Annotated in this window: 14 protein-coding genes and 2 pseudogenes; 5 read left to right on the plus strand and 11 right to left on the minus strand. The window is 72.2% G+C overall.

Going from position 1 to position 17,970, the window contains the following annotated elements; all coding sequences use genetic code 11:
* Positions 1 to 25: 25 nt before the first annotated feature.
* The 5 genes from Sdagh_RS04390 to Sdagh_RS04415 all read right to left on the minus strand — a co-directional run bounded on the left by Sdagh_RS04390 (position 26) and on the right by Sdagh_RS04415 (position 4,476).
* Positions 26 to 1,024, minus strand: a complete 999-nt coding sequence (locus Sdagh_RS04390) for a LysR family transcriptional regulator (protein WP_306884792.1) — start codon at positions 1,022 to 1,024, stop codon at positions 26 to 28.
* Positions 1,025 to 1,137: 113 nt separating this feature from the next.
* Entirely contained in the window at positions 1,138 to 1,995 is an 858-nt protein-coding gene (locus tag Sdagh_RS04400; protein WP_189421595.1) for an alpha/beta fold hydrolase, read from the minus strand.
* Positions 1,996 to 2,126: 131 nt separating this feature from the next.
* Positions 2,127 to 3,146 carry an alcohol dehydrogenase catalytic domain-containing protein gene (locus tag Sdagh_RS04405; RefSeq protein WP_190077986.1) on the minus strand — a complete coding sequence of 340 codons (1,020 nt, stop codon included), beginning with the start codon at positions 3,144 to 3,146 and terminating at the stop codon, positions 2,127 to 2,129.
* Between the two features lie 219 nt (positions 3,147 to 3,365).
* Positions 3,366 to 3,614: a DUF2630 family protein gene (locus Sdagh_RS04410; protein WP_189421597.1), complete on the minus strand. Its 249-nt coding sequence runs from the start codon at positions 3,612 to 3,614 to the stop codon at positions 3,366 to 3,368.
* Between the two features lie 97 nt (positions 3,615 to 3,711).
* Positions 3,712 to 4,476 carry an MBL fold metallo-hydrolase gene (locus Sdagh_RS04415; RefSeq protein WP_189421598.1) on the minus strand — a complete coding sequence of 255 codons (765 nt, stop codon included), beginning with the start codon at positions 4,474 to 4,476 and terminating at the stop codon, positions 3,712 to 3,714.
* Positions 4,477 to 5,264: 788 nt separating this feature from the next.
* On the opposite strand from Sdagh_RS04415, the gene Sdagh_RS04420 reads away from it, so the two are divergent.
* On the plus strand, positions 5,265 to 5,711 hold the full coding sequence (locus Sdagh_RS04420; RefSeq protein WP_190077987.1) for an acyl-CoA thioesterase: 447 nt from the start codon (positions 5,265 to 5,267) through the stop codon (positions 5,709 to 5,711).
* 77 nt (positions 5,712 to 5,788) lie between these two features.
* Here Sdagh_RS04420 and Sdagh_RS04425 read toward each other — a convergent pair whose 3' ends face one another.
* Complete coding sequence (locus Sdagh_RS04425; RefSeq protein WP_226534541.1) at positions 5,789 to 6,640, minus strand: alpha/beta fold hydrolase; 852 nt, start codon at positions 6,638 to 6,640, stop codon at positions 5,789 to 5,791.
* Between the two features lie 386 nt (positions 6,641 to 7,026).
* On the opposite strand from Sdagh_RS04425, the gene Sdagh_RS04430 reads away from it, so the two are divergent.
* Together Sdagh_RS04430 and Sdagh_RS04435 are read left to right on the plus strand one after the other, a co-directional pair.
* Positions 7,027 to 7,860 carry an alpha/beta fold hydrolase gene (locus tag Sdagh_RS04430; protein ID WP_189421601.1) on the plus strand — a complete coding sequence of 278 codons (834 nt, stop codon included), beginning with the start codon at positions 7,027 to 7,029 and terminating at the stop codon, positions 7,858 to 7,860.
* A gap of 105 nt (positions 7,861 to 7,965) precedes the next feature.
* Positions 7,966 to 10,701 carry an AAA family ATPase gene (locus tag Sdagh_RS04435; RefSeq protein ID WP_226534543.1) on the plus strand — a complete coding sequence of 912 codons (2,736 nt, stop codon included), beginning with the start codon at positions 7,966 to 7,968 and terminating at the stop codon, positions 10,699 to 10,701.
* A gap of 58 nt (positions 10,702 to 10,759) precedes the next feature.
* On the opposite strand, the pseudogene Sdagh_RS04440 reads toward Sdagh_RS04435, so the two are convergent.
* Positions 10,760 to 11,706: pseudogene (locus Sdagh_RS04440) on the minus strand (IS110 family transposase); the annotation flags it as partial.
* Positions 11,707 to 11,856: 150 nt separating this feature from the next.
* Positions 11,857 to 12,726: an oxidoreductase gene (locus Sdagh_RS04445; RefSeq protein WP_189421602.1), complete on the minus strand. Its 870-nt coding sequence runs from the start codon at positions 12,724 to 12,726 to the stop codon at positions 11,857 to 11,859.
* A gap of 169 nt (positions 12,727 to 12,895) precedes the next feature.
* On the opposite strand from Sdagh_RS04445, the gene Sdagh_RS04450 reads away from it, so the two are divergent.
* Positions 12,896 to 13,861: a helix-turn-helix domain-containing protein gene (locus Sdagh_RS04450; protein WP_190077989.1), complete on the plus strand. Its 966-nt coding sequence runs from the start codon at positions 12,896 to 12,898 to the stop codon at positions 13,859 to 13,861.
* Positions 13,862 to 13,882: 21 nt separating this feature from the next.
* On the opposite strand, the gene Sdagh_RS04455 is transcribed toward Sdagh_RS04450, so the two are convergent.
* From Sdagh_RS04455 to Sdagh_RS04465, 3 genes and pseudogenes are all read right to left on the minus strand, one after another.
* On the minus strand, positions 13,883 to 14,281 hold the full coding sequence (locus Sdagh_RS04455) for a GNAT family N-acetyltransferase (protein ID WP_189421604.1): 399 nt from the start codon (positions 14,279 to 14,281) through the stop codon (positions 13,883 to 13,885).
* Positions 14,282 to 14,640: 359 nt separating this feature from the next.
* Positions 14,641 to 14,820 (minus strand): annotated as a pseudogene (locus Sdagh_RS04460) (IS110 family transposase); the annotation flags it as partial.
* Positions 14,821 to 15,001: 181 nt separating this feature from the next.
* Entirely contained in the window at positions 15,002 to 15,589 is a 588-nt protein-coding gene (locus Sdagh_RS04465; RefSeq protein WP_189421606.1) for a response regulator transcription factor, read from the minus strand.
* A gap of 608 nt (positions 15,590 to 16,197) precedes the next feature.
* Here Sdagh_RS04465 and Sdagh_RS04470 point away from each other — a divergent pair.
* Positions 16,198 to 17,619 (plus strand): sugar porter family MFS transporter, encoded by a 1,422-nt coding sequence (locus Sdagh_RS04470; protein ID WP_190077990.1) that lies wholly within the window; start codon positions 16,198 to 16,200, stop codon positions 17,617 to 17,619.
* Positions 17,620 to 17,970: the final 351 nt, after the last annotated feature.

Below are 17,970 nucleotides of genomic sequence, written 5' to 3' on the forward strand. Positions count from 1 at the left end.
CCGGATACCGGACCGTGACCTGGTGCTACGCGCTGCGGTGCGCGTGCGCCGGCAGGGGACGGGGCGCCGACCAGATGTCGGGGCGTGCGCCGGTCAGGGCCACCGCGGCGGACCGGCAGGCGGCGACGAACGCGGTGACCGCGGGGGAGCGGTCCGTCTGGCGCCACACCACGCTCATACGGGCGGACAGCCCCCTCAGGGGTACGAACGCCAGCTCCGGAGAGGCACTCAGCCGCAGGGAACGGGGAACCGCCGAACAGCCCAGTCCGCTGGCCACCAGGTCGAGGACGGCCGCGGGCGAGGTGGGCACCGGGTCGAGTTCCGTACGGGCGGCCTCCGCCGCGTCCCGGAGCAGGGTCCAGCAGTGGCGTCGCTCCCGTACGGGAAACAGCAGCGGCTCGTCGGCCAGGGCGGACACGGTCACCTGCGGGGTCGCGGCCAGGGAGTGGCGCGCGGCGAAGATCGCGTCCACGGGCTCTTCCACCAGCGCCTCACCCGCGAAGGCGGCGTGGCCCGGCCGGCCCCAGGTGAGTACGGCGTCCACCCGGCGCTGGGCCAGGGCGCCCGTCTGCTCCTCGTCGACGAGGTCGATCACCGCGATCTGCGGCTGTTCGGGGCCGCCGCGGTCACCGCGGAACCGGCGGATGGCTTCGGAGAGCAGGCCCCCCGCGGGGCTCGGCAGCGGAGCCGCGACGGTCAGGGTGGAACGGGACCGGCCGGTGTACGTCCGGGCGGTGCGCACAAGGTGGGAGCTGAGGGCCAGTACGCCCTCCGCCTCCGGCCGGATCAGACGCCCGACCTCGGTCAGCAGCACGCCGTGCGGGGTGCGGTGGAACAACTGGACGCCCAGGGCGCGTTCGAGCTGCTGCACATGACGGCTCAGCGAGGGCTGGCCGATCGACAACCGGGCCGCGGCGCGCCCGAAGTGACGCTCGCGGGCCACGGCCAGGAAGGCGCGCAGCCATCGGGGGTCCAGATCCGCGTAGGGCTTTTGTTCGGCCGTGGCCATGAGAACCTCGTGCATGGTGAAGTGGCGTGGGTGGACGGGGGCCGCGGCGGACGGACCGCCGCCGCGGCCGGCGGACGTCGGGGTACCGCGCGGGGAGGGGAGACCAGGCCCGCGCGCGGCGGCCGGGATCAGGGCAGGAACCGACTGACCTCGTGGGCGAAGTCCTCCGGGTGCCGGCAGGGGAAGCCGTGTCCCGCGTCGCTGGGGAGGATCACCTTTGCGTTGGGCGGCCGCTGGGACATCGCGTAGGCCGGGTAGGAGTGGATCATGACGCCGTGGGCGCCGTGGGCGCCGTTGGCGACCAGGGCGACCAGGGCGGGCAGGGTGAACTCCTCCTGACGCTCCCCGAATCCCTTGAAGGTGCCGATCGTCTGCGACTGGCCGCGCACCGCGTCGGGTCCGATCACGGCGCCGGACGTCTTCAGCCGATGGCCGAGCCGGCGGAGCGATGCCAGGCCGGCGGCCCGTGCCTCCTCCGCCTCGGGGAAGAGGAGGTGGAGGAAGGTTCCGTCGTCGTTGACCGGCTTGCCCACGGTCTGCCGGCCACGGGTCGGGGGTGCCGGGAGGCAGGGCGCTCCGCCGGCGGAGCTGCCGGCGACCATGAGCCGGGGCACCCGGCCGGGGGCGGCGAGCGCGACGCCCTGCGCGACGGTGCCGCCCAGCGACCGGCCCAGCACGTCGAGTCCGGTCAGCTCGAGGGAGCGGATGAAGGCCAGTGACCCCTCGGCCATTTCCTCGATGGCGCCGACCGGGGTGCCGGTCGAGGCGGTCAGGCCGTGGCTGTCGAAGACAACGACCTCGCGCTCGGCGGCCGGCAGGTCCGGCAGCTTGGGGTCCCAGTGGTCCATGGTGCCCCGCGGCCGCGGGTGGGTGACGAGAGGGGTGGTCCCGGCGCGGCCGGAGCGGCGGTAGGCGAAGCGCTCGCCCCCCGGTCCGCCGGTATGACGGGTCTCGGCCGGGCCGGCGAGGCAGGGGGATGCGGACACGGGTGACTCCTGGTTCGTCCGGGCGGCCGTCCGCTGGGCAACGGACGGCCCGGAGAGGCGGGTTCTGCTGTGGTGGTGCCGGGGGTGGGGAGGGAGGAGCGCCGTACCCCGGGGAGGGCGTCGCGAGGGGGTCAGGTGGTGAGGACCATGCGGAAGCGGGCGCCACCGCGCATCATCCGGTCGTACGCCGACGCGGCGTCGAGGAGCGGTGCCTGCTCGACCATGGGCGCCACGTCGTGGGCCTCCGCGAAGGCCAGGTTCCGCTCGTTGGCGGCCGGGGTGCCCGTGAGGGAACCGAGTACCTGGACGCCCTTGAAGACCAGCTGGTACGGGGTCACCGAGATCGGTTCCTCGGAGACGCCCACGACCACCAGCCTGCCTCCGTGGGCGAGCCCGTCGAGCAGTGGGCTCATGTCGCCGGCCGCCGCGGTGGCCAGCGCCAGCCGGGCACCGCCCAGCTGGGTCAGCCGTGCCGCGGTGTCGCCGCTCGTGCTGTCCACGTAGTGGTGCGCCCCGAGCCGCAGAGCCAGGTCCTCCTTGCCGGCGCCGCGTGCGACGGCCACCACCCGCAGGGCGAGGCCGCGGGCGTACTGCACCGCGAGATGCCCCAGGCCACCGATCCCCTGGACGGCGACGAGATCGCCGGGGAGTGCTCCGCCGGGCGTCAGCGCGTTCTGCGTCAGGGCGTTGTAGACCGTGAAGCCGGCGCACAGCAGCGGGGCGACCCGCAGGGCACTCATGGTCTCGGGCACCGACACCAGGCCCGTCTGGCGGACGTACATGGCCTCTGCGTAACCGCCGTCGACATGGACGCCGGTGTACGGCTGGTCGGCGCAGCCGACGAAGTCGCCGGCCCGGCAGGGGCCGCACATCCCACAGTGCCCGCCGAGGAAGCCGACCCCGACCCGGTCCCCGATCTCCCACCCGGTGACCCCGTCCCCCAGGGCGTCGATGCGACCGACCGCCTCGTGGCCGGGCACCCGGCCCGGCTCGTCGGAGCCGTGCGGACGGACGGCCACCGAATCGCTGTGGCAGATGCCGCAGGCCTCGACTCGGATACGGACCCGGCCCGGTGCCGGCGGGACCAGTTCACGTTCGGTGGGGCGGAGGCCGCCGTCCGGGGCGACCTCGACGGCGCGGTACGTGGCCATGGCTGAACTCCGTGCTTCCAGGGACTCTTCGTCGACGACCGGGCGGTGGTGACGCACCGGGAGGGTCGGCGGTGGGCGCCGTCCGGAACGGACCGTGTGGTACGCCGAGCGGACCGCAGACTCATGTCCGGCCCACGTCACCAGCATCGCGGGCCGTTGTGGAATGTTTGTGGCCTCGTTCTTGCCCCCCGGCGCGGGGGGCCGGAGGCGGTGGCGCCTTCAGGACGCGTAGCCCTCCACCTGGGACACCGGCCTGACTCGCGCCTCGTCCGGGCCCTGCCCGAACTCCGCCTTGGCCCGACGCTGCCGCAACAGGTCCCAGCGCCGGTCGAGTTCGCGTTCCAGGGCACCGAGCCGCTGGTGCTCCTCGGTCATGTCGGTCACGCCGGCCCGCAGGGACTCCCGCAGTCGTTGTTCGGCGGCGACCATCTCCGAGATCCTGCTCAGGATCTGCTGTTCGCGCTCCATGCGTGTGTCCTCGGCTGCTGGAGACTTCGACTGGATGTGTGCCTGTCCGGGAGTGTCGTCCCGGAGGCGATCCGCAGCGGGGACGGCCCCGCGGACGTCACCCGCCGGCCCGTTCACGGGCCTGGGCGACGGCCTCCTGCACCGAGCCGTGGTGCACGGGGCCGTGCCCCGGCAGGACGACGTCAGCGTCGACCCCTTCGAGCACGGACAGGGATTCGAGGGCCCGGTCACGGTCGGTGTGGAACATGCCGGGCAGCAGCTGAGGGCCCCCGCCCCGAGCCGTGGGGTGGGCGGTGACCAGCGCGTCGCCGCTGACCAGTATGCCGCTGCCGGGCAGGTGGTAGGCGCTGTGACCGAGGGTGTGGCCCGGTGTGTGGACCGGTACCGGGCCGCCGGGCAGGTCCAGCGGCCCCGGAGCGGGGAAGGGCCGGGGGTCGGCGACCGGAACGTGCGCGGTTCCGCCCGCCCTGATGGCGTGCACGGCCCAGGGCAGCACTCCGGGGCGCCACACCCGCGCGAGCACCTGGCCGACGGACACCTGGTGCAGGAAGTCGCGCCGGGCGTGCGGCACTTCCTCCTCGTGCATCAGCACGGGTGTCCCGTGGGCGGACCGCAGGCGCTCGGCCGCCCCCAGGTGGTCGTTGTGGGCGTGGGTGATCAGGACGGCGCGCACGTCGCCCGGGTTCACGCCGACGGCTGCCAGCGAGGCGAGCAACCGGCCGTGGTCGCCCGGGTAACCGGTGTCGATCAGGGTCACGTCGGCACCGTCCTTGACGATGACCCAGTTGGTGTTGCTCCCCGAGACCAGATACACGTCGTCGTGGAGGCGGACGATGTCGTCGTCACGCAGAGCGTCTTGCATAGGTGTTTCCTCTCGGTGCAAGGCACCGCACGTCAGTGGGGTTCTCCCGGCCACTGAGCCGGGGGCAGGCTGACAACCTCCCCTGGGAGAGCCGTACATCAACGGTAACGGTAACCGAGACACATGTGTGCCTACGTGCGCTGCTCGGTGTTCCTGAGACGGGGCACCGTGGAACACCTCACCCCCGCGGAGCGAGGGCCAGGACTGATGCGCCGAACGCGCTCGTCCCGTAGGGCAGCGGGGCGCGCCCCAGGCCCCGGCGTACCGGACCAGGTGGAGCACCGCCTTACCCGCGGAGACCGCCTCGCGGGTCGAATAGCCTGCGGCCAGGGCGAATGGGCCGCCGTCGAGTCGTTCACGCCGCGACGGCGCCGAGTTCCTCGGGGCGGTCGTCCATCTCAGGGAAGGGCATTGCCATGGCAAAAGCATGCCTTCGTGCGAACGATCCGGTCCAAGCTCTACCCCACTCGCCCGACTCCGGGCGGGGAGAAGGGAGCCGTTCGGAGCCGGGAATACGTCGGACGAGGACCGGGGGAGGCGCAAAGCCGTCCCAGGAGGCGGCTCGGGAGCGTGGTAGGGTTCGCAGCGCTCCGCAGCCGACCGCTCGGCGCGCGGCGACTGCCGTCGGCTGCACGTCAGTTCTCTTCCTATATCCTCCGCATTCGGCCTGGCCCGTCCGTGTGCCACCACGGCGACATTACCGCCGGCCGGCCTGCGGAATGAGTTCCTGGTCGCAACCGGTGAAGGTGTGCGGTGTCGTCCCATCCGTAGGAGGCGGATCAATTCTGATGTCGAATACCTACTGCAAGTCCTACCAGGTCCGTTGGGACGATGCGGACTTCAACGGTCATCTGCGGAATACGCGGTACCTGGAGTACGCGAGTAATACCCGTCTCCATTTCCTCATGGAACTGGGCTGGGACGCCCGTGCCCTGCAGAAGGAAGGCATCGCCGCGGTACTCCTCGGCGAGGAGGCGGCCTATCTGAACGAGGTCTTCCTCGCCGAGCGCGTCACCGTCTCGTGCGAGGTCATCGGGCTCAGCGAGGACGGTGCGCGCTGGCGCACCCGGCACACCGTGACCCGCGAGAACGGGGGCAGGGCCGCCGTCGTGCACTGCCTGGGCGCGTGGCTCGGCGTCCGCGAGCGCAGGATCACCCCGCCCCCGGCCGGGCTGCGGGCCGTCTTCGAGGAAGCCCGGGCAGAGGACTGGGAGGTCATCGGCGGGGCGGCCTGACCCTGTCCGCCGGCGGTGGGACGGGGCGCCACCGCCCGGGCCGAGCCCGCGTCCGCGGCTGATGCGGACGACAGGCCCTACCGGCCCGAGGCGGGCGTCTGCCGGAGGCCGTCCCAGAACCGCGTCAGCTCCGCCGCCGTGCGGGCGGCCCGTTCCACGTGCGGCGAGTGCCGGGTGTCCGTCATCACGGTGTGCCGGGCGCCCAGCCGGTGGGCCGTGTCCGCCAGCAGGTCCGGCGCCCAGGTGTCGTCCTGGTCGCCGTACAGCATGTGTGTGGGCAGCTCCGTCAGTGCCGCGAGCTGTGCGGTCCGGTCCGGCTCGCCGAGCAACTCCCGTCCGGCGACCAGCAGGTGGATGGGGTTGGTGCGCAGCCAGCGTGCGCGCTGGACCTCCAACTCCGGCTCCGACGCCGTCGACGGACGCAGCTTCCGCATCGCCTCCCAGACCTGTTCCATCGTCATGGTGGCGAGCGCCCCGGTGAGCAGCTCGATCTGGAGCCGCCGCCCCTCACCGACGTGTCCAGGCCCGGAGGACAGCAGCGTCAGGGACAGGAAGGGCCGAGCGTTCCTCAGGACCGCCGCCCGGGCGACCTGCCCGCCCATGGAGTGTCCCACCAGATGCACACGTGTGCCGACGGCCTCCGCCTGGGCCAGGACATCCGCGGCGAGGGCGTCGTACCGGTAGGCCGCCTCGTCGGCGGGACCGGCGGTCTCGTCCTGTCCGCGGCCGTCGACCGCGACGGCACGGTAACCGGCGTCCCGCAGGTACGGCAGCAGAGCGAGGAAGTCGTCCTTGCCCTTGGTGTAGCCGGGCAACAGCATCGCGGTGCCGCGCACTTCCGCCGCGGGGGCGCTCTCCAGCGCGGCGAAGTCACCGCGTGAGGTCCGCAGGGTGGTCCGCAGGACGGTCGGCGGGGTGTGACGGGACACTGTGACAGGGGGATCATCGAACACATCAGCAGCATAGTTCCCAAGAAACGTTGGTCGGCCGGGGCGTCGGCTCGGGTGTCTCAGCCGGAACATCTTCGCCGCCCGGCGGCGGTGCCAGAGAATGCCCCTGCGAACGGCGTGGGCGACCGCTGGCGAGCGGGCACGCAGCTTCAGCCGGGCGACCCTACCGTGCGGCGCCCTCTTGGCCGTCCGTTCCGAGCGAGAAGGTACCGGGTCGTCGCGGCCCCGGCGGCTCGTAGGTGACGCGGCCAGGTTCCTGGCCGACGTACGGTCAAATGGCTGATGGCCGGGGTGGACCCGCCGGTCACACTCGACGCGTCCGCGTGACCGAGAACTCCGCCCGCACGCCTGCCGAAGGAACCCAGATGTACATCGATGTGCCGAACCGAGTAGTACACGCCGCCAACGGAGTCAGCTACGCCTACCGGCGGTACGGCCCCTCCAACCGGCCTCCCCTCGTGCTGCTCCAGCACTTCCGCGGCACCTTGGAGAGCTGGGACCCCGCGCTCGTCGACCTCCTGGCCGCCCGGCGCGACGTCATCACGTTCGACAACACGGGCATCGGCCTGAGCACCGGCCGCACCCCCAGAACCGTCCGGGAGATGGCCGTCGACGCCCTCAGCTTCCTGACCGCGCTCGGGCTGGAACGGGTGGACCTGCTGGGGCACTCGATGGGCGGCTTCGTGGCCCAGGAAATCGCCCTGATCCGCCCCGGTCTCCTGCGCCGGCTGGTGCTCGCCGCCACCGCCCCGCGCGGTGCCGCGGGCACCCACGGCTGGAGCGACGACATCGTCGCCCACGTCCACTCCGACCACCTCGGCGTCCAGGGCTACCTGTACACCTTCTTCAACCACACCGAGACCAGCCAGCGCAGTGGCCTGGAGTTCTTCGGCCGCTACATCGAGCGTACCCGCGACCGCGACCTGCCCGTCAGCAGGGAGGCCCGGGAAGCACAGTACGAAGCCGTGGTCGAGTGGGGCATTCCCGATCACGACGCGCTGCAGCGGCTGCGGGCGATCCACCGGCCGGTGCTGGTGACCGGCGGTGACAGCGACCTGGTCACACCCCCTCACCTTTCACACGTGCTCACAGGTATGCTCCCGAAGGCCCACGTACACATCTATCCTGATTCCGGGCACGGGTTTCTCTTCCAGCACCACAAGGACTTCGCCGCAGAGGTTCTGGAGTTCCTGGACTGAGCGGCCGGTCCCGCTCCGTCCACCACACCGGCGGACGCCCGGTTCCAGCCCGTTGCTTCATCCACGGACGCCCGCGAGGGCGTCCGCTCACCATGGGGAGGAACCTTGTCGCTGACGTTGGTGGGACGCGCGTCCGAGCTGGAGCGCCTGGAGGCTGTCCTGGCCGAGGCCGGTGAGACAGGGACGGCTCTCCTGCTCCAGGGCGATCCGGGGGCCGGCAAGACCGTGCTGCTGGACGCCGTCGCCGCGCGTGCCCGGAGCGCGGGAGCACGGGTACTGCGGGTGGTGGGGGTCGAGACCGAACGTGAGTTGGCCTTCTCGGCGCTGCACCAACTGCTGTACCCGCTTCTCGGCCACCTTCCGGAGCTGCCCGAGTACCAGGGCGTCACCCTGGAGCAGGTTTTGTCCATCCGCGAGGGTTCGGCGCCCGGCCGCTTCGCGATCTCCGCCGCGGCACTGTCCCTCCTCCAACACGCGGCCGACCGTCAACCCCTGTTCGTCGTGGTGGACGACGTGCACTGGATCGACCGGTCCAGCGCGGAGGTACTGACCTTCCTGACGCGGCGGTTGAACGGCTGCCGGGCTTCGTTCGTCCTGGCCGCCCGCAGCGGCTGGAACGGCTTCCTGGACCCGACGGGACTGCCGGTCCTCACGGTGGGACCGCTGGCGGCGCAGGACGCCCAGCTCCTCCTGGACACCAGCCACCCGGGGCTCTCCGACCCGACCCGGCGCCGGCTGCTGGACGAGGCCGGGGGCAACCCGCTGGCGCTGGTCGAGCTGCCGGGGCAGCTCACGCCGGCCCAACGCGACGGTGACGAGGCCCTGCCCACGAACCTGCCGCTGAGCAGCCGGCTGGAGAGCGTCTTCGCCGACCGCATCCGGCTCCTCGACGCGTCGACGCGGTTCGCCCTGCTCCTGGTCGCGCTGGACGGCCAGCGCCCCGGCAACCTGCGCGAGATCCGCACGGCGGCGGAACGGGCCGGCCAGGAGTGGGACGACGGCCTGCTGGAGGCGAGCGAGCACACCGGGCTGGTGCGCGTCGACCACCTCGCGGACCACGTCACCTTCCGCCATCCGCTCGCCCGTTCCTGCCTGGTGCACATGTCGCCGGGCCGACACCGCAGGTCCGCGCACGAGGCGCTCGCGGCGACGTTGGAGAGGGAGCCCGAACGCCGAGCCTGGCACCTGGCCCACGCGGCGGAGGACCCCGACGAGGCCGTCGCAGCGGAACTCACCGGAGCAGCCGAGCTGGCCCTCGCACGAGGCGGCGCCGCCGAGGCGGCCGCCGCCTTCCGGCGGGCCGCGGAGCTGAGCCCGGACCAGGCCGACCGCGCCCGCCGCCTGGACGAGGCAGCCTTCGCGGCGAGCAAGGGCGGGCTGCTGGAGACGGCCCACGAGCTGGCCGGCTCAGGGGCCGCGGAATCCCTGCGCGGCGCCGCGGCCGCGGCCTACGTCCTCTTCCACCGCGACGGGGACAGCGACGGGGTCTTCCGGACCCTCGTCCCGGTGATGGAGTCGGCGCCGATGAGCGCCTCGCCCGAGGACGTGGCGGCGTACGACGACGCCTTCTACGTCCTGCTGAACTGCGCGGTCTGGGCGGGCCGCCCCGACCTGTGGCCCTCGGTGTACCAGGTGCTGGACCGTGTGTCCGAGACCGCGCGCATGTGCTTCGACTGTGTCGCCGACCCGGCACGCACCGCGCACGACGTGCGGGCCCGGCTGGACGTGGCCACGGCCGAGCTGCCGCCCCACACCCCGTTCTGGCGCGTCAACTGGCTCATCTACACCGCGCTCTACCTGGACTGCTTCAGCTACTACGACGCGGTGTGGCGGGACTTCGTGGGCCAGGCGGCCTACGACGGGCACCGGTTCGTGCTCCTGGCGCGTGCCCACGACGCCTACATGCGCGGGGAGTGGGACACCCAGCTCGCCATCGCGGCCGAGGGGACCAGCGACGCCGCGGAACACGGCTACAACTTCACCCACGTCCTGTTCAAGTACGGCATGGCGTCGGTGGCGGCCGGGCGCGGTGACGAGGAGGCACTGAACGAGCTGAGCGACGAGATCGCCGCATGGGCGGTGCCGCGCCGGTTCATGCTGATGGTGACCTCCCTGCGTGAGACCCGAGCCCGGATCGCGATCGGCCGCGGCGACTTCGAGGAGGCGTACCGGCAGGCGGCGCTGCTCACCCCGCCGGGAGAACTGCCCGCGCACTACCCGCACGTGCAGCGGGTGTTCCTCGATCTCGTCGAGGCCGCGGTGCGCACCGGGCGCGTCGAAGAGGCGCAGGCCCACGTGGAGGCCGGGCAGCGTGCCCGGCTCGACCTGATCTCTCCCCATCACGAGGTGATCCTCGCCGCGGCGGCCGCCGTCGCCGCGCCGGAGGACCGGGCCGACAAGCTCTACCGGGCCGCCCTCGCCGTACCCGACGCCGCCCTGTGGGCCTTCGAGTACGCGCGCATCCACCTGCTCTACGGCGAGTGGCTCCGCCGCCGGAGGGAGCACAAGGCCGCCCGTACCCATCTGAGTGCGGCACAGGAGGCATTCGAGCGGATGAAGGCCCCGCTCTGGGCGCAGCGGGCCCGCAACGAGCTGCGCGCGGCCGGCGTCGTCACTCGCGTGCCGGGCGAGGGCGGCGCCGCGCAGCTCAGTGCGCAGGAGTACCGGATCGCCGAACTCGCGGCGAGCGGACTGTCCAACAAGGAGATCGGCCGGCAGATGAACATCTCGCCCCGGACGGTCGGCGCGCACCTGTACCGGGTCTTCCCCAAACTGGGCGTCACCGCCCGCGCCGCGCTGCGGGACGCGCTGGACACGCTGAGCGGCCCGAACACGGGGTGAGGCGCGTCCGCTCCGGTCCCGGAGCCCTCCCTCGTCCCGGGGGCCTCCACGTCTTTCGTCAAGCGAGACGTGGGGTCGTGGGTTCGTGGGACATGCCGTCGCGGAGCATCGCGAACGGCACGTTGATCCGCCGGCGGGCCGGGCGGAGCAGTGCCTGGGTGTGGGTTCTCCCGCGGGCCCGGCACCGGTCGTAGTAGGTGCGGGAGGCGGGGGTCGCGCACTGCGGCGAACGCCGACAGGGACATCGCGCGTTTCGGTTGCCGGTTGCAGCCGAGGGGTGCGTGTGCGCCGTGGACCGAGGTCCCCGACGACTGGGTGGTCGGGGCGGCGCCGGCGTAGGAGGCCGGGTGGGCAGCGGTGGGGAAGCCGGTGCCGTCGCCGACGGTGACCAGCGAGGTGGCGGCGGTCCTGACCGCGACCCCCGGGATCGAGGTATGGACCGGGCAAGAGGGTGAGCCTCCAGCAGCTGGCCGATCTGCGCTTCCAGGGCTCGGCGCTGAGCGTGGACGGCCGTGAGCGAACGGGCCAGGGACGCGGTCACGAGATCGAGGGCGCCGGTGCCCGGGACGACCACGGTCTGCTCGTCGAGCGCGTCGAACACCTCGTCGATCAGTCGGCGGGCCATGCGTGGAGCCTTGGGCCGGATCACCTCAGCCGGCTTGCGGTGTCCGGCTTCCCGCGGGGCGGCTGGGGCTCCGTAGCGTTCCGGCAGCCAGGTCACGGCGGGTTGGTCCGGGCGCGGGCCCAGGACGTGTTCCAGGCCGGGGTGGAACTGGGTGAGCAGGCCGCGTGTCCGGTCGGAGGTGCGGGTGGCCTCGGCTGCGAGGTCCTGGCCGAAGCCGGCCAGCACGGTCGGTTCGGCGGTGATCTCGCCGGTCAGCTGAAGCGAGCGCAGGGTGTGCGGCTGGTCCGGGCGGCGTCCGCGGTCACCGCGGCGTCCTTCGCGTCGGTCCTCGCCTCGCCCGGGTGGGAACCGGCGATCCGCCGCGTGGACAAGCCGGGCAGAGCGGAGGGCGGCCCACCCGGCGGCGTACCGGTGCCCGGTGTCCCCGGTGCACAGGCGACCGCCGCCCGGCGCCCCGCCACCGGGGGCGCCGGACAGCGGGGTGGCCGGCGGTGCCCCCGAGGCGGCGGGGGGCGTCCGGTGTCGCCCGGCTACTCGCCGATGGTGTCCAGCTCGGCGACCGCGTCGGCGGGCAGGACCAGATCGGCCGCGGCGACGTTCTCGCGCAGGTGGGCGACGGAGGACGTACCGGGGATCAGCACGGTGGTCGCGGAACGCTGGAGCAGCCAGCTCAGGGCGACCTGCTGCGCCGAGGCGCCCAGGCGGGCGGCGACCCTGGTGAGGGTCTCGGACTGCAGCGGGCTGAAGCCGCCCAGCGGGAAGAACGAGGCGTAGGCGATGTTCTCGGCCGCGCACCGCTCGACCAGGGCGTCGTCCGCGCGGTTGGCGAGGTTGTACAGGTTCTGCACGGTGACGACCGGCGCGATGGTCTGCGCCTCGGTGAGCTGGGCGTCCGAGACGCCACTGAGACCGAGGTGCCGGATCAGACCCTGCCGGCGCAGTTCGGCCAGCGCCCCGAACTGGTCGGCGATGGACTCGTCACTGGTGCCCTCGACGGAGCCCAGACGCAGATTGACGACGTCCAGCGTCTCCAGGCCGAGGTGCTGGAGGTTCTCGCGGACCTGGGCCTTGAGGTCCTCGGGGTCCAGGGAGGGTATCCACGAGCCGTCGTCGCCGCGGCGGGCCCCGACCTTGGTGACGATGTGCAGATCGGCCGCGTAGGGGTGCAGAGCCTCCTTGATCAGCTCGTTGACGACCGCGGGGCCGTAGAAGTCGCTGGTGTCGATGTGGGTGATGCCCAGCTCGACCGCCTCGCGCAGGACGGCGAGGGCCTGGTCCCGGTCCTTGGGAGGGCCGAAGACGCCGGGACCGGCCAACTGCATGGCGCCGTAGCCCATGCGGCTGAGGGTGAGGCCGTCCGCGAGCGGCAGAGCACCGCCGGGGAGAACAGAGGTCGTCATGTCACGCCTTTCCTTGCCGTCGTTGCCGCCAGGCCGGCCGGCGGGGTGTGCCGTGGTGGCCTGGCACTGGAGATACTGCGGCGCCGGTGGCACGGGGGCCAGTACCCCACTGTTCCTGGGGATGACAGGACCAGTCACACCCCCAGTCGTGGCGGTTACCGTCGAAGGTATGAAGAACACCAACGCGCTCGGCGATTTCCTGCGCGCACGCCGGCAGCGGGTCAGGCCCGAGGACGTCGGTATCAACCCGCGCGGCCTGCGTCGGGTGCCGGGTCTGCGCCGGGAGGAGGTCGCCATGCTGGCGGGCATCAGCTCGGACTACTACCTGCGCCTGGAGCAGGGCCGCGACCGCAACCCGTCGGTACAGGTCCTTGAGGCGCTGGCCCGGGTCCTGCGACTCGACGCCGACGGCACCGCCCACCTGCTCGGCCTGGGTCACCCCCGGCCCAGCAGGAGCCCGCGCCCGGTGACGGAGAAGGTTCCGGTCGGCATCCTGCATCTCCTCGGCGAACTGCAGATGCCCGCGTTCGTGCAGGGCAAGTACCTCGACGTGCTCGCCGCGAACGTCATGGCCGGCGCGCTGTCGCCCAATCTCGTGGCGGGAGTCAACAGGCTGCGCGCGGCCTTCCTCGACGCCAGGGAACAGCGGCTCTACCGGGACTGGCCCCAGGCGACCGCCGCGGTGGTCGCCCAACTGCGTGCCGCCACCGGCGCCGACACGGACGACCCCCGCCTGGCCGCGCTCGTCGGGGAACTCTCCCTGAAGAGCGAGTACTTCAGCCAGCTCTGGGCGCGCCACGACGTGCGCCGGCGGGAGGAGACGGTCAGCCGTCTGCACCACCCCGACGTGGGCGACCTCGACCTCTACCGCGAGAAACTCGCCGTCACCGGCACCGACGATCAACTCCTCGTCATCTACCACGCGGAGCCGGGCTCGCCGTCGGCTCGCTCGCTCGGCCTGCTCGGCTCGCTGGCCGCCACCGCGACGGCCACCGACCGCCGCGCCGACGCCCGGCGCTCGACACCGTCGCCCCAGGCCGGACCAGGACCAGGACCAGGACCAGGACCAGAATCCGGGCCCGAACCAGGACCCGGCACCGGACCCTCCGACGATCAGACGACCCCACGGCCGTAGCACCCCGGGCGCCCGGCGCGTTCAGTCCACCGGCAGGGAGAAATCCACCACATGTGAATTCGCTCCCGTGATGCGGCCACCGAAAGAACGGCAGATCCGGATCATACGGTTGTTGTCCCGGCCGGTCATCACCGTGACCGCGCGAAGGCCGTGCAGACGGGCCTGGGAAAGGGCATGGCGCGCGAGTTCCGTCCCCAGGCCGCGGCTCTGCCAGGTGTCGTCCACCAGTATGCTCAGTTCTCCGATTCCCTGGTCCCCGGCGAACATGACCTGGGTGACCGCTATGACGGTACCGCGGTCCGCTGCCGGACGGGTGACCCAGGTCATTCCGCGGCGCGCTCCCGTGAAATGCCGCCAGTCCGCTTCCGTCAGCTCCCGCCGAGCACTCTGATAGCGGCTGTAGAGGGAATCCAGGGTCATTCTGTGATGGAGTGAATTCACGGATGGGAAATCATCCACGGTCGCCCGCCCGGTCAGTATCTCGATTCCGTTCGGAAGGGCGATCGAATGATTCTCGCGCCGGAGCCCGAGCGGACGCGCGGGCGCGTGTAAATGTATTGTCATCTTTCTCCGCCGGTCGAGGGGTGAGCGGCTTTCCCGGAATTTCGGGCATCGCTCGTCGAATTATGCCGCACCCTTCCGGTGTGTCGGTGAGGCGCATGAACGTTATGCGGATCTTCGATCGGGGTATTCCTGATCGGCATGGCTCGCAACTCGGCGGTGATCACACCGGTCAGTTCCAGCGAGCGCAGGGTGATCGAGGCGGGCCGGCCCACTCACACCAGCACGGTTTCGAAATTCACGGTCAGCTTGTCGAGAACGGCCCGCGGCTTCGGCTCGCTGTCGGGCAGTTGCGTGGCGAAGACCTTCTTCCGGGCCAGGATGGGCCCGTGGCCGTGATGGGTGCTCTTGCCGACGCCCGGGCCGAGGAACGCGCCCGCGTCTTCGGTGTCGGACATCGCGCCTTCCCGGGGCGTCGCACACGCCGGCCCCGGCATCGCTGCCGTACTCGCGCGTTCATGTCATGCGGACTGCCCTCCGGGAGCCGCCCGGCGTCGCACCGGACCGGACGGATGACGGGAACGGCGCCCCGCCCTCACCGCTGCGGGAGGCGGTGCGCGCCGGTGAGCGGCCCCCGGGTCAGACCACACCGCTGCGGATCGCGTACGCCACGGCCTGCGTGCGGTTGCGCAGGCCGAACCGCGTGATGACGTCGTGCAGCACGTTCTTGATGGTCCGTTCGGAGTAGTTGAGCCGCCTGGCCACCTCCGACGTGGTCATGCCCTCCGCCAGCATGCGCAGCACGCTCACCTCACGGGGCGACAGCCCGGCGGCCCGCGCGCACTGTTCCTGGACCGCCCGCATGCGCTCCAGCAGCGTGTAGACGAGAGAGGGGGACATCGGCGGCTCGCCGCGCAGCGCGCTCCACACGGCCTGCACCAGCTGAGCGGGGCGGAGCCGGTCCCGCAGCAGCACTCCGGTGACGCCGAGGGAGACCGCACGCCAGAGCGTGTCCTCGTCGATGGAGCCCACCACCAGCAGGACCGGCCGGCCCGGGTCGCCGGCGGCCTCGCCGACGAGGCGCAGGGCCTGGTCTCCGGCCGCGTCGGCGAACACGACGGCGACGCGCGCGTCACCCCGGTCCGCCCAAGCCACCAGCCGCACACCCTTGACGGTCGAGAGGAACGCCGCGGCACCCTCCGCGGCGTCGGTGTCATCGGCCGTCAAGGTGAGTGTCAGCGGCGACGCGTCGCCAGATCGTGGGTGCGCCGGCCGCCAGGGGTGTGCGAAGTTCGTGTTCATCTGCCCCTCACCGCGTTGTTGACATGGCCGAGTGATCGCGTGACCGGGGACGCCGGTGTCGGTGCCGTCTCCGGACGATCGCACCCTAGGCGACCGATGCGTACCTGCCATCTGTCCTACGACGTAACACCCCGATGATACGTGGCATGTTCCTGAAAAAGTCACACGTGTGAGCCCGGCGGGCGCCGCGCTCACGGCCGGCCCGGCAGCTTCCTCCTCCCGTGTCCGTCTCCCGACTCCTGTGTGCCCATGCGAACTCCGCCTTTCGGTGTGCTGACGACAGACGCCATCCTCGGGGTGAGGATTCCGGGCGCATCGGTTGGACGACTGCCCCTCCGTGGCCGGCGCACGTGCGACGCGGAGCCCCACGGGGGTGCGTCCCGGCCGTGTGCCCCGGCAGGGCGCGGTGGCCGCTTCGCAGTCATGTGACGGATTCCGACGAATCGCGGATCGCCCAGGCTGGGAGCCCGGACGCCGTCCGCGTCCCACCGCCGACGCCGGCTCCCCTCTCCTGAGCGAAAGGCTCTTCACCCATGCTCTCCTCTCCTCCGCCGCCGGTCACGGCCGCGGCACCGCCCGCCCCGCGACTGGGCCGCGTCATGTTCATCGCCGCCGTGGCCGCCCTCGGCGGCTTCCTGTTCGGTTACGACAGTGCCGTCATCAACGGTGCGGTCACCGGCATCCAGCACCACTTCGGCGTGGGCGCCGGACGGACCGGCACCATCGTCGCCGTGGCCCTCCTCGGCTCGGCGCTGGGCGCGGCCGTCGCGGGCCGGCTGGCCGAGCGCGTCGGACGCCTCCGGGTCATGCGGATGGCCGCCGTCCTCTTCGCCGTCTCGGCCGTCGGCTCCGCCCTGCCGTTCTCCGCCTGGGACCTCGGCGCCTGGCGTTTCGGGGGAGGCATCGCCATCGGCCTGGCCTCCCTGATCGGGCCCACCTACATCGCGGAGGTCGCGCCACCGGAGTACCGGGGCCGCCTCGCCTCCTTCCAGCAGGCCGCCATCGTTCTCGGCATCACGGCCTCCCAGCTCGTCAACTGGGCCATCGCCCAGGGCGCCGACGGGCGCAGCGAGGGCGCGCTCGGTCCCCTCGGCGCCTGGCAGTGGATGCTGCTCGCGGCTTTCGTCCCCGCGGTCCTGTACTTCGTCCTGTCCACCCGCATCCCCGAGTCCCCGCACCACCTCGTCGCCCGGGGCCGGCTCGCGGAGGCCGGACGGGCGGTGCGGGACATCGAGGGCCCCGGCAGCGACGCGGACGCCCGGCTGGCCGAGATCGCCCGCTCGCTGCGCGACACCCACAAGCCCCGTGTCCGTGACCTGTTCGGCGGACGCGCCGGACTGCTGCCGGTGGTGTGGGCCGGCATCGGCCTCGCGGTCTTCCAGCAGTTGGTCGGCATCAACGTGATCTTCTACTACTCGTCCGTGCTGTGGCAGTCCGTCGGCATCGACCAGTCCGGGTCGCTGCTGATCAGCCTCTCCACGTCCATCGTCAACATCGTGGGCACGGTCGTCGCCATGCTGCTCATCGACCGGGTGGGCCGCCGGCCACTGGCCTTGGCCGGCTCCCTGGGCATGGCCGTCTCCCTCGCGCTCGCGGCGTGGGCCTTCTCCGGCACGACCGGCAGCGGCGACGACATCGGCCTTCCGGACCTTCAGGCAGGCGTCGCGCTCGTCGCCGCGCACACCTTCGTGTTCTTCTTCGCGGCGTCCTGGGGCGTGGTGCTGTGGGTCATGGTGGGCGAGATGTTCCCGCTGCGCATCCGCGCGGCGGCGATCTCGGTGGCCACGGCCTTCAACTGGATCGCCAACTGGGCGGTGAGCGAGTCGTTCCCGGCGCTCTCCGAGTGGAACCTGTCGGCCGGCTACGTGATCTACGCCGCCTTCGCCCTGGTCTCGGCCTTCTTCGTCGCCTTCGCGGTCACCGAGACCAAGGGCACCAGGCTGGGCGGCGGCTGAGGCGGGGTCGGCCGGTCCTCGCTCCGCCACGCGCGCGGACCGACCTCGGTGGGGCCCCGGTCTCTGTCAGCAGGGCGTCCGGGCCGGCCGTCCCGGGCCATGGCGGAGACCGGCGACTGCAAGACCGTACGTCAGTTCCAGCACCCCGTGTCACGCGCGGCGTGCCGCATCCGGGGCGCCGGCTTCCAGGCGCAGGTCACGGAGGAGCGGCAGGTCCTCCGCCGCTCCGCTTGCACGGCCCTGGCGCCGGAGCGAGTTCGATGGCGCGCGGGCGGTCCCCGATCGCCGTCCCGGGGTCCCCGCGCCGCCGGCGCGCCTTGCTCACCACGCCCAGGGCGGGACCCTCTCCGT

The organism is Streptomyces daghestanicus, assembly GCF_020521275.1.
Taxonomy (GTDB): domain Bacteria; phylum Actinomycetota; class Actinomycetes; order Streptomycetales; family Streptomycetaceae; genus Streptomyces; species Streptomyces griseoviridis.

Coding starts and splice junctions, on each gene's coding strand:
- Sdagh_RS04390 (WP_306884792.1), bottom strand. CDS start 1,024: ATGCACGAGGTTCTCATGGCCACGGCCGAACAAAAGCCCTACGCGGAT.
- Sdagh_RS04405 (WP_190077986.1), bottom strand. CDS start 3,146: ATGGCCACGTACCGCGCCGTCGAGGTCGCCCCGGACGGCGGCCTCCGC.
- Sdagh_RS04410 (WP_189421597.1), bottom strand. CDS start 3,614: ATGGAGCGCGAACAGCAGATCCTGAGCAGGATCTCGGAGATGGTCGCC.
- Sdagh_RS04415 (WP_189421598.1), bottom strand. CDS start 4,476: ATGCAAGACGCTCTGCGTGACGACGACATCGTCCGCCTCCACGACGAC.
- Sdagh_RS04420 (WP_190077987.1), top strand. CDS start 5,265: ATGTCGAATACCTACTGCAAGTCCTACCAGGTCCGTTGGGACGATGCG.
- Sdagh_RS04430 (WP_189421601.1), top strand. CDS start 7,027: ATGTACATCGATGTGCCGAACCGAGTAGTACACGCCGCCAACGGAGTC.
- Sdagh_RS04445 (WP_189421602.1), bottom strand. CDS start 12,726: ATGACGACCTCTGTTCTCCCCGGCGGTGCTCTGCCGCTCGCGGACGGC.
- Sdagh_RS04450 (WP_190077989.1), top strand. CDS start 12,896: ATGAAGAACACCAACGCGCTCGGCGATTTCCTGCGCGCACGCCGGCAG.
- Sdagh_RS04455 (WP_189421604.1), bottom strand. CDS start 14,281: ATGACCCTGGATTCCCTCTACAGCCGCTATCAGAGTGCTCGGCGGGAG.
- Sdagh_RS04470 (WP_190077990.1), top strand. CDS start 16,198: ATGCTCTCCTCTCCTCCGCCGCCGGTCACGGCCGCGGCACCGCCCGCC.